This is a genomic window from Variovorax sp. GW823-FHT04B03 (genome assembly GCF_058796495.1).
Genome location: NZ_JBXAIT010000001.1, coordinates 452,253 through 463,165, shown reverse-complemented (window position 1 = coordinate 463,165; position 10,913 = coordinate 452,253). Strand labels below are relative to the sequence as shown.

Genomic DNA, 10,913 nt, shown 5'->3' with positions numbered 1-10,913 from the left:
GTGCGAGTGCGAGTGCGAGTGCGAGTGCGAGTGCGAGTGCGAGTGCGAGTGCGAGTGCGAGTGCGAGTGCGAGTGCGAGTGCGACCAACCCCGTGGCATCTGGCTGCTGGAAGTTCCCAGGCCGAGCGAAGCAAAGGCCTGTCCGGTATCCAAATCCCCTCTGGCTGCGCCGAGGAGCGCAGCGTTTCGCGGATCAGGGCTCGCAGCTGTTTGAGCGAAGCGAGTTCTGCGAGACCCCGCGAAACGCGAGCACCGCAGGTTGCCCCGTAGCGAAGCGCAGGGGTCGCAGACAGTGGGGTCGCCTTTTCTTTGCTTACTTTCTTTTGGCGAAGCAAAAGAAAGTAAGTCCGCCGCCGGGCGGAACTCCCGGCCTCGGGAAGCAAAAGAAAGCAGGGCCCTCATTCCCCACCCCCAAGAAACAAAGCCTCGAACTGCAAATCCCGAGGCAACCCAGTAGCCAACATCCGAATCCCGCCCTCCAAGCCAGGCGTCTCCATCCAAAGCGAGGCCCCAGCCAAAGGCAACTGAAGCGACCGATCATCAGCGGAAGGTTCAGCAGCAACACCCACGAACAACCGACTCAACGCCGCATCAAACCGCAGCGCATCCAAATCACCCTCAAGCCCTTCAAGCACAGCCTGCGTCCCCAACGCCCACCACCGCAGCGCAGCAGCAAGCGCCTCCCCACTCAGAACATCAGAGGCAACACCTTCATCCAACTCAACAGCCAGAGTGAACGGAAAGTACCGCCCCACCCCATCCACCGAAGGCATCAACACCCCCATCCACCCCCGCTCCCCCACCACCTGCGCCCCCAGCGCAAAGCACCACACAGGCGCCTCCAGGTAGTGAGAAGTCCAATCCGCATGCCGATCCCGCAGCCGTGCCAGCCCGCGTTGCAACCACGGGTCCCACACCGAGCGAAACGCCTCCGGCAACCGCCGATGCGCAAAGTCCCCCATCCCCGGCAGCTTGCCAAACCACCCCGGCAACTCAGAGGAGACGAAGAGAGAAGAAGAGGAAGAAGAGGCCAGACTCACAACCCCTCCGGACAAGAAAACTCCCGCAATTCCTTCAACCGAATCGGATGTTGCACGCTGTTCGTCGTCACCTCGAACCGCGTCTTCCGCGCCCCCACCTGGAACGTGATGAAGAACTTCTCCGGCGCATCCCCCGCTTCCAGCTGCCCGTCATCCAGCGTACGGAACAAAGCCCAAGGCCCATCCATCGCCGACCCCGAACTCCCCGTCGTCGACGGCGGACTCACCTGAACGCGCACCTGGTTGCTCCCCTTCGGCCCCGGCCACTGCACCGCCATCGGCACCACCGGCCCATGCGCGTACTTCACGAGCTGCCCGTCCACGTCGAGGATGAACTGCGTGATGCCCGCGTCCATCTCCACCGGCTTGAAGTCCAGCCGCATCGACGGCCCGCGACCACCGCCGCGGAAGAAGATGTCCTTGATGCGCGCCGCGCGCTCGAACTGCGCCAGCGCCTGCGTGGTGATCGCGCCGCGCTCGGCCACGGGCTTGTAGCGCCACGGCCGCGTGCTGGTGTCGACCAGCGCGGCCAGGCGCTTCTGGAAGAAGTCGTCCATCAGGCCGCCGGCGCCGAACATCTGGCCGAAGTCCTCGGGCAGCACGTCGCGCTTGCTGCTTTGCACGAACGGGTAGCGGCCCGCGATGGCGCGGTTGCAGAACTCGGTCACGGGGCGCAGGTCCTGGCTCAGGTTGCCGCGCTCGGCCACCTGCGCCTGCGCGGCGCCGGTCTGGCTCAGGTTCTCGATCATGCTGCGCACCGGCTCGGGCAAGCGGCCCGCGTCCGACTTGAGCTTGCCGGCCACGTCGCCCGGCGGCGGCGAGGTGCGGCCCTTCACGGCCGTGTCGACAGCGTTGAGGTACACGTACACCTCGTTGAAGAGCTTGAGCGCATCGTCGATCGGCGCCGGCTGGTTCGGACCGCCCGCGGTGACGAGACGGCGCAACGATTCAAAGCGGTCGTCCACGATGCTCTCGATGCGCTTGCCCGGCGCCACCTGCTTGCCGGGGTCGCTGCCGAACAGGTCTTCCAGGCCCTTGCGCGTGTTGCGCACGGTCTCGGTGGCCTTGCTCACGACGTCCTTGTTGGAATCGGCCGCAGGAATCAGCGTGGTCTGCTTGACCACCGCACGCAGGAAGTTTGCGAGCGGCGAATCGACACCCGACAGAATCCGCGCGGTCTCGATGTTCTTCTCCAGGCCGCTGACGCGGATCAGCCGCACGTCGGCCAGCAGCGCCTCCCACTGCTTGACGTACTCCTCGAGGTACAGGCGCCGCACGCGGTCGGTGAGTGCGCCGAGCGCCGCGGCATCGCGCAGGCGTTCGCTGGCGTTGCGGTCCTGGCCCAGCACCCACGGGTCTTCGGCGGCCAGCAGGCCGGTGAGCACCACGACCTCGTTCTGGAAACGCTTGTGGTACCCGTCGTAGGTGAACATGCCCGGCACGCCCTCGCTCAGCGGCTTGCCGCTGATGCGCTCGAACACCAGCGGGCCCGACGGGCCGGTGGCTTGCGCCACGCTGAAGCCCGGGATGTCCTTGGTGGCGCGCTGGCGCTTGAGGCGACTGAACACGCGCTGCTCCAGCGGGTAGCTCGCGAGCACGGCGCGCACGCTGCGCACCAGGTTCTCGTCCATCTTCAGCGGCGAGCGCGGCGGGCCCTGGGCGATGAGCACGTCGAGCTGGTCTTCGAGCGCCTTGCGCTGGTCTTCGGGAATGCCGCGGTCGAGGTTGCGCGCCCAGTCGAGCGTGATCCAGGCCTTCAGCGCCTCGGGGTCGAAACGCTCGGGCTGGTAGAGCATGAGGTAGCTCTTGAGGGCCTCGTACGTGAACTCGAGGTTGTCCTTCTGCGCGGTGCGCAGCTGGTCCTCGATGCGCTTGGCGATCTGCGGCAGGAAGGCGTCGTTGAGCGCGCGCTGGTGCGTGAGCATGGCGGCGGCGTCGAGCTTGTCGCCCTGGTACAGGCCCAGCGTCATCGACAGCGGCTCGTCGCCCTGGCGGTTGTCGGGCGTCTTCCAGATGTCGCGCAGGCCCTGCAGCACGGGCGCGACCTCGACCAGGTTCTGCACGCGCGTCGGCAGCGCGGCCAGCGTCTTCTGCGCGGGCTCGACACGGGCCTCGACCGACTTCAGGTAGTTGTTGTTCTGCCAGGTGCTGTAGCCCCAGGCCGCGAGCAGGCCGACGGTGAGCAGCGTCATCGCGGCCACGCCCGCCAGGCGCAGCGTGTTGCGGCGGCGCTCCAGCTTCACGTCGGCACCGGCCAGGCGCTGTTCGGGGAACACCACCTCGCGCAGCAGCGCAGTGAGGAAGTAGCTGCGTCCGCTCGACTTCTGCGGCGCGAGCATGGCGCGCTCGATGCCGAAGCTGCGCGCCAGGCTGCCCATCACGCGGTCGATCGGGCTGCCCTCCTGCGTGCCGCTGGTGAAGTACACGCCGCGCACCCACGGCGGCTGCGCAAAGCGCGAGCCGGTGAACACCTGTTCGAGCAGGTCGGAGAGCAGCGGGCCGACCGAGCCGAACTGCGCCGGAAAGCCGAAGATCGCCGCGCGGCGCGTGCCGTCGGTCTCGCGCTGCATGCGCGCGATGAGGCCGTCGTTGACGCGGTTGTGCAGCAGGGCGAACTCGCGCTGGAAGGCGGCCGACAGGCCCTTCTCTTCAAGCTGCACGTTCTCGTCCGCCGGCAGCGTGAAGCCGAAGACCTGCGCGCGCTGCTCCTTGCCGAGGTCGTCGAAGTAGTCGGTGAAGCCGTAGAGCAGGTCGCTCTTGGTGACGAGCACGTACACCGGCAGGCGCGTGGTGAGCTTGCTGTCGAGCTCGAGCAGCCGCGCGCGGATCGATGCCGCGAGCTGCGTGCGCGCCTCGGGGCCCTGGCTCAGCAGGTCGCCCACGCTCACGGTGAGGAACACGCCGTTCAGCGGGCGGCGCGGGCGCGCCTTCTTCAGCAGGCCGAGGAAGCCTTCCCACGCACTCTTGTCTTCCGACTGGTGGCTGTCCTGCGTGGTGTAGCGGCCGGCCGTGTCGATGAGCACGGCCTCGTCGGTGAACCACCAGTCGCAGTTGCGCGTGCCGCCCACGCCGCGGATGGCGCCGGGGCCGAACTTCTCGGCCAGCGGAAAGCTCAGGCCCGAGTTGACGAGCGCCGTGGTCTTGCCCGCGCCCGGTGCGCCGATGAAGACGTACCACGGCAGGTCGTACAGGTAGCTGCCACCCGAGATCGACAGCCAGTCGCGCCAGCCCGGCTTCTTGCCGGCGGCATGCAGGCGCATCTGCTTGAGCGTGGCGACGGCTTCGCTGAAGCGCGTGTCGAGGATCTTCTGTTCGCCGTCGACCGGCGCGCCGGCCTTGGCGGCGGCTGGCGCTTTCATCAAACCATCAGTCAGGTGCTGGCTTGCGCGGCGCGCGCGCCAGCGGCGGTACAGCGCGCGCAGCACCACGATGAGCACGATCACGCCGATGACGATGGCGCGCGTCATCTCGCCTTCGAGCGGCGCGAGCGAACCGATCTTCACCAGCGGGCCGATCCACCAGATCAGCAGCGCGACGACGATCAGGGCGAGCAGCGTCAGCAGCAGCGGGCTGAACAGGAAGCCGAAGATTTTCTTGATCATTTCGTCGCTCCTGGAACGGGAGCAGCCGGTGCAGCAGCGAGGCGCTCGGGTTCGGTCAGCAGCACGATGTCGACGCGGCGGTTGCGCGCGCGGTTGGCCGGCGTGTCGTTGGCCACCACGGGCTCGGCGTCGGCCTTGCCGTCGGAGCGCATGCGCGCGGGCTCGACCAGCGTGGAGAGCGCGCCCTTCACCGCATCGGCGCGCGCGGCCGACAAGTGCCAGTTCGACGGATAGCGCAGCGAGCGGATCGGCTGGTTGTCCGAGTGGCCGGTGATGAGCACCTCGCCCTTCACCTCGGCCAGCGCCTGGCCGATGCGGCGCAGCACCGGCAGCGAGGCCGCCATCGGCTCGGCGCTGCCCGAGCCGAAGAACGAGTCGCCGCGCAGCCGCACCACGCTGCGGTCGGCCTCGTCGGTCACGGTGACCAGGCCCTGCTTGATCTCGGGCTCCAGGAAGCGCGCGAGCCGCGGCGACTTGGCCGGCGCGGCGGGCGGCGCGATCTGGATGTTGGGCACGCGCAGGCTCGACACGGCCGCGTAGGTGGTGTCCGAGCGGTGGTTGAGCGTGAGCCGCAGGCCGAACCATGCGAGCGCCAGCAGCAGCGCGAAGCCGGCCGCGAACACCCACAGCGGCAGCGACTCGCGCAACCGCACCGTGCCCGCGCCCTGCCCGCGCCAGTGCGGCGACAGCTCGGGCTCGACCGGCGGGCGGTCTTTCGCGATCAGGTCGGCCAGGCGCTGGCGCACCGAGTCGAGCTGCGCGCGGCCGTTGTCGACCACGCGGTAGCGGCCCTCGAAGCCGAGCGCGAGCACGCTGTAGATCAGCTCGAGCAGCTGGCGGTGCGTGGGCACGTCCTGCGCAAGCTTGGCCAGCAGCTGGAACACCTTTTCGCCGCCCCAGGTCTCGTTGTGGAACTGCACCAGCAGGCTCTGCTTGTTCCAGCCGGCCTGCACGCCCCAGGGCGTGTTGGCCACCGCCTCGTCGAGCGCGGTGCACAGCACATAACGCGCGGCCAGCACCGACTCGTTGCCCACGCCCGCACGGCGCGCCGCGGCGTCGAACTGGTTCACCGCATCGGCGGTGGACGCGCGCAGCGCCGACACGTTGGGCGGCTGCGCGAGGTTGCGCAGCTTGCCGATCAGCACCAGCAGCTTGCCGGCGGCCGACACCAGCGGATTGAGCAGGCCGATCTCGCCCACCTCGGCCACGGGCGTCGGATCGGCGCCGCCGAAGAACGGCGCGGGCGCAGCAGCGGCCGGCGGCGCACCGCCCGGCGTGCGCGGCTTGGGCTTGATGACCGTGCGCTCGGACTCGAAGGCGGCAAAGGGGTCGGGAGGGGTGCTCATGGTGATGTTCCGTTTCCGTCAGCCGGAGGCGGCTAGGAACGAATGGCCCAGAACGCGAGGTCCAAGCCGGGGAAATCGCCCGCGATGTGCATCGCGATGCCGCCCGATTGCTCGAGCTGGCGCCACAGGTCGCTGTTGCGCGTTTCGAGTTCGAAGTAGTTGGCGCCCGTGTGGAACGGAATCTGGCGCGGCGCCACCGGCATCGGCGTCAGCGTCACGCCCGGCAGCGCGAGGTTCACAAGGTCGCGGATGCGCTCGACCGGGCCGATCTTCACCTGCGTGGGGAAGCGCGCGCGCAGCGCCTCGCTCGGCATGTTCGCGTTCACCGCGAGCACGAAGGTCGCCTTGCGCTGCAGCTCCACGTCGGTGACCATCGCCACGCGCACGCCGTGCTTGCGGTCGTGCAGCTCGATGCGAATGGCCGACTGCTCGAACACCATCGACAGGCTGCGGCGCAGGTCGTCCATCACCGGGCGAAAGCTCAGCGCCAGGTCGTCATGGATGTAGGGCCCGAAGCGCGTCACGCGCCGCGTGTCGCGGAAACTCGCGAGATCGCCAGCCAGCCCGAGCGCGTGCTCGAAGAAATGCTGCGGGTGCAGCATCGCGCTCTTGGCGAGGTGCGCAAAGATGGCCTCGTTGCGGTTCACCGCCTGCAACAACATGAAGTCGGCGATCTCGGCCACGCCGCCGGTTCCCCCTTGCGTCATGCGCCCTGCCAGCGCCTCGCCGCGCTGGCGCAGCAGGCCCAGCAGCTCGTCGAGCCAGGCGCGGATCACCGCATGGCCGGCCACGTCGAGCAGCGGCGGCAGCATGCCGCGGTCGAGCTGCACCTGGTTGTCGACCCGGCGCTCGACCACGCGGGCCACGCCCAGGGTCGCCCAGGCGTCGGTGGCTTCGCTGGCGCGCATCAGGCGCGTGTGGAGCTGGCCCAGCTGCAGCATCGCGGTGCGCTCGCCGGCCGTGTTGGAGTCGGGAACGTCCGACTCCAGCACGCGGTGGCGCACCAGTTCTTCGTACTCTTCAGCGTCGGCCTCGCGCGCCCCGGCGCGGCGCAGCGGCAGTGCCAGCACCACGGCCTCGTCGCGCATGGACGCCGGAATGTCGATGGGCTCGGGCAGCGGATCGACCGCCGGCATGTCGAACACCGTGCCGTCGCCGAAGATGCCCACCGCCCGCACCAGCGCCAGCTTGCCCAGCGTGAGCGCCGCCGCGTCGATCTCGACCTCGGCGAATCCCCAGGCGTAGGGCGTGGTGGTGCGCAACAGCACATGCCGCGCATGATCGGCATGGCGCTCGCTCTGCTGCAGGTGCTGAGGCTGCAACAGCATCCCCTCGCTCCAGACCACTTTGGTTCGCCAACTCATCCGCACTCCGTCAACGGCAAGGGTGCCGGGAAGTAAGAAGAAACACGAAGTTTCCGGCGCGGGGGGCGGGAGGCAAATCCGCCTTAAGGCCTAGCTAATGGCCTAGGTGGGGCGGGAGGGGGTACGGCGAAGGGAGTAGATGCGGGGCCGTACGGGGTGGGCGCTCTGGCGGGATGCGGCCAGGAAGCGCGCTGTCGGCTCACCCGTTCAGAACTGGGGCGACGAGCCCGTTCGCAAGTTCCGACCGGTATCGGAACGCAGGTTGGACTCGTTCATCATGAACCCCTGCGAAAGATCAGCCACCGTCTGTCCTCGCAGCGACTCATGGCTTCACAGCCCATCGCATCGGCTCCTCCGGCCCGATGCCGCTTTCTCTTCGTTTCTGGCCGCAGTCGCTGTTCCACTCTTCGGGAAAAGTTGGCCAATAGCACAGTCGCTCGGCCAGACTGTTCAACGGCGCCCAAGGCATGTTGGCGGCATAGTTGACGTAGGTTCCCGTCGATGTCCCTCCACCTGCAAGATCGTCATTCGCATGCGACCGGTGCATCACCGTTTCTTCCAAGTGTTCGCTTGCGCCACTGAATCCCTTTCGCAGCCAGTGGTCCGCACCGGGCCAGGGCACACTGCTCATGCCTTCCTCCATGTAGGTCCGGATGTACTGCCACAGCGATTCACCGGCACCTTCGTCGCCGACCCAGATGATGTCTTCGCCTTTGCGCTCGGGGTCGTTGGCATCCAGCGGCGGCCAGTACAGCAGAAGGTATCGCGTCCGACGCCCTTCCAGCGATCTCGCTTCTCGCGCTACCGGATCGTTCGCGATCTGGGAGGGTGTCCAGGAACTGGGTGGCACCCAGTTCACATGCGCTTGCACTCGGTCCCAATCCAGAACGGCATTGCCACCGTACCTCTTGGGACGCAGCACATAGACCGTTCGCTTCGTTCGGTTGGCGTCTTCTCCAACGACGATGAGCGTCGCCACGCCCAATAGGCCCAGCCCCACCCACCACATGCGATGGAAAAGGGCCCAGAACGCCCCGAAGAAAAAACCCGACCAACACCACCCGTCCTTGACGGCCTGCACATTGCCGATGGGGTCCTTGAATATCTTGTAGGTCTTCATGGCGTGACTGCCTTCCCGATAGAGATCGTTGTTGTCAGATGTGGGCTCTCGCCCCGTCCTCTCTTCAACGCGCAACGCACACCGCACAAAGCCGTTCGCAAGAGCGCCTTCGACGACAGCAGCCTTCACACGGAAAGAGGTCGCGCAGTGTGGAAGCCACCACGCGTTTGCATTGACAACAATGGTCGCCCGCCGCGACGTGTCTTCAGATACCCGCGCAAAGCGAGTGATTTGTCATGGGCGCGGCCTGCGCGGGCCGTGCCTCAGCGGGAAGCGCTCGACGCCTTCAGCGCCTCCACCTGCGCCGCATACGCCTTCTCGATCCGCTGCAGCCGCTGCTCCCGTGCCGCATCGTTGACCCACGCCGCCGACAACGCGCGCTGTCGCCCCAGCTGGTATTCCAGCTTGGCTTCCGGCAGCAGCGCGCTGTCGTCCGCCGCGACGTAGCCGTACGCCGCGCGCAGGTTCTTCAGCACCTCGCGCTCGGCGTCGGCACGCGGGCCCTTGCCCTTGCCGTAGCCGACCAGGAAGGCCTGCAGTTTCGCCTGGAACTCGGGCGGGTAGTCGCGGCGCACCACCATCGGCGCGCCGGGCGGCGGCTCGGACTCCCAGATCACCTGCAGCCGCGCGGCCTCGACCGGGAACTGCTGGCGGAAGCGCTCGAAGTCGGTGGTGTTGTTGGTGGCCACGTCGGCGTCGCCGTTGGCCACGGCCAGCGCGGTGGCCTGGTGGGTGCCGACGAACTCGCTGCGAAAGCGGGTTTCCATCTCGATCTGGTTGGGCAGAAAAAGCTGGCTCTGCGGCACGATGAAGCCCGTGACCGAGCGGCTGTCGCCGCGCGCGAGCCGCCAGCGTTCGGGCTGGGCCAGCAGGACTTCGAGCGTGTTGAGCGGGCCGGTCTTGCGCGCGAGCAGCACGGCGCGGTGCTCGGGCATGCCGTCGCGCCGCGCGATCTGCGCCACCACCTTCATGCGCCGCTGCATGACGGCGTCGAGCGCCATCTTGGCCGAGAGAAAGGCCATGTCGATCTCGTCGCGGCCGATGGCGCGGTCGAGCTCTTCGTAGGACGGCACCGAGTACGCGCTGACGGGCAGGCCCAGCGCACGGCCCATGTCGGCCATGAGCGGCGTCCACAAGGCGCGCGACTCGACGGTGCCGCCCAGCGGCAGCACGCCGAAGCGCACCTCCTTGATCACCAGCGGCCCCTTCGCGGAGGGCGTTGGCGCGGGCTGCGCGCCCGCCGGCCATGGCGCCATCAGCGACGACACGGCCAGCGCGAGCATCGTGCGACGGTTCAAGGGCTCACATCCTTCAAGACAGCCAACTGGTCGGCATAGCCGTTTTCCAGCCGCTGCAGCCGCGCCTGCCGTGCCGCGTCGTTGACCCACTGCGCGGTCTTCGCGTTCTGCATGGCCAGCTGGTAGGCCAGCTTGGCGGCGGGCAGCAGCGAGCTGTTGTCGGCGGCCACGAAGCCGGCCAGGTCGTGCAGCGACTTGAGCACCACGCGCTCGGCGTCGCCGCGCGCTCCCTTGCCGCGGCCGTAGGCAACCAGGAAGGCCTGCACGCGCAGGCGCAGCTCGGGCGGGTACTCGCGGCGCACGACGATCTGCGCGTGCGGGATCAGCTCCGACTCCCACAGCACCTGCAGCCGCTGCGCCTCGGCCGGAAAGCGCAGCTTGAAGCGCTCGAAATCGGCCGAGTTGTTGGTGGCCACGTCGGCCTCGTTGTTGGCCACGGCCAGCGCATTGGCCTGGTGGGTGCCGACCACCTCGCTCAGGAAGCGCGTCTCCATGACGATGTGGTTCGGCAGAAAAAACTGCAGCTGCGGCACGATGAAGCCCGACACCGACTGCCGTTCGCCGCGCGCCAGTCGCCAGCGCTCGGGCTGGTCGACAAGGTTTTTCAGCGTGTTGAAGGGCGGCGCCTTGCGCGTGAGCAGCAGCCCGCGGTAGCCGGGCAGGCCGTCGTGCCGCACGACCTGGGCCACGACCTTCATGCGCTTCTGGCTCACGGCGTCGAGCGCCATCTTTCCCGACAGGAACGCCATGTCGACTTCGCCGCGCTGGATGGCCTGCTCCAACGCTTCGTACGAATTGACCGAGAGCACGCTCACCGGCCGCTGGATGGCGCGGCTGAGTTCGGCCAGCAGCGGGTCCCAGTCGCTGCGCGACTCGAAGGCACCGCCCAGCGGCAGGATGCCGAAGCGCACTGGCGCGTCCGCGGCGGGAGCCGCAGCCTGCGCCGCCGCCAGCAGCGGCAGCAGCAAGAGCCCCACGGCCAGCGCCAGGGCCGCACGGCGGCCGGTGCCGGGAAAACTGCCGAAACGACGCAAGAAGGCGTGCATGGAAGGAGCGGAAGACACGGGGCCCGCGGCGAGCCGGCGGGGTCTAACATGGGCGACGCGGACGCCATTACATCCCAAATGCGAGTCTTTCTCGTGA

Annotated in this window: 7 protein-coding genes; all 7 read right to left on the bottom strand. The window is 68.1% G+C overall.

What is annotated here, in order from left to right; all coding sequences use genetic code 11:
• Positions 1–398: 398 nt before the first annotated feature.
• The 7 genes from tagF to phnD (AC1RAD_RS02000) all read right to left on the bottom strand — a co-directional run bounded on the left by tagF (position 399) and on the right by phnD (AC1RAD_RS02000) (position 10,816).
• Positions 399–1,040, bottom strand: coding sequence for a type VI secretion system-associated protein TagF (tagF, locus tag AC1RAD_RS02030; protein WP_492733650.1), 642 nt, complete (start codon positions 1,038–1,040; stop codon positions 399–401).
• A complete protein-coding gene (gene tssM, locus AC1RAD_RS02025) occupies positions 1,037–4,642 on the bottom strand; it encodes a type VI secretion system membrane subunit TssM (protein WP_492733648.1) in 3,606 nt (1,201 codons plus the stop codon). Before tssM ends, tagF begins: the two co-directional genes overlap by 4 nt.
• On the bottom strand, positions 4,639–5,988 hold the full coding sequence (locus AC1RAD_RS02020) for a DotU family type VI secretion system protein (protein ID WP_492733646.1): 1,350 nt from the start codon (positions 5,986–5,988) through the stop codon (positions 4,639–4,641). Before AC1RAD_RS02020 ends, tssM begins: the two co-directional genes overlap by 4 nt.
• Positions 5,989–6,020: 32 nt before the next feature.
• A complete protein-coding gene (gene tssK, locus AC1RAD_RS02015) occupies positions 6,021–7,352 on the bottom strand; it encodes a type VI secretion system baseplate subunit TssK (protein WP_492683560.1) in 1,332 nt (443 codons plus the stop codon).
• Between the two features lie 322 nt (positions 7,353–7,674).
• On the bottom strand, positions 7,675–8,472 hold the full coding sequence (locus tag AC1RAD_RS02010; RefSeq protein ID WP_492733644.1) for a DUF2628 domain-containing protein: 798 nt from the start codon (positions 8,470–8,472) through the stop codon (positions 7,675–7,677).
• Positions 8,473–8,735: 263 nt separating this feature from the next.
• Positions 8,736–9,755, bottom strand: coding sequence for a phosphate/phosphite/phosphonate ABC transporter substrate-binding protein (phnD, locus tag AC1RAD_RS02005; protein ID WP_492734540.1), 1,020 nt, complete (start codon positions 9,753–9,755; stop codon positions 8,736–8,738).
• 11 nt (positions 9,756–9,766) lie between these two features.
• Positions 9,767–10,816 (bottom strand): phosphate/phosphite/phosphonate ABC transporter substrate-binding protein, encoded by a 1,050-nt coding sequence (phnD, locus tag AC1RAD_RS02000; protein WP_492733642.1) that lies wholly within the window; start codon positions 10,814–10,816, stop codon positions 9,767–9,769.
• Positions 10,817–10,913 lie beyond the last annotated feature (97 nt).

What these genes read in the sequence shown, in the direction of transcription:
- tssM (WP_492733648.1), bottom strand. Translation starts at nt 4,642, where the DNA reads ATGATCAAGAAAATCTTCGGCTTCCTGTTCAGCCCGCTGCTGCTGACG.
- AC1RAD_RS02020 (WP_492733646.1), bottom strand. Translation starts at nt 5,988, where the DNA reads ATGAGCACCCCTCCCGACCCCTTTGCCGCCTTCGAGTCCGAGCGCACG.
- tssK (WP_492683560.1), bottom strand. Translation starts at nt 7,352, where the DNA reads ATGAGTTGGCGAACCAAAGTGGTCTGGAGCGAGGGGATGCTGTTGCAG.
- AC1RAD_RS02010 (WP_492733644.1), bottom strand. Translation starts at nt 8,472, where the DNA reads ATGAAGACCTACAAGATATTCAAGGACCCCATCGGCAATGTGCAGGCC.
- phnD (WP_492734540.1), bottom strand. Translation starts at nt 9,755, where the DNA reads ATGCTCGCGCTGGCCGTGTCGTCGCTGATGGCGCCATGGCCGGCGGGC.
- phnD (WP_492733642.1), bottom strand. Translation starts at nt 10,816, where the DNA reads ATGCACGCCTTCTTGCGTCGTTTCGGCAGTTTTCCCGGCACCGGCCGC.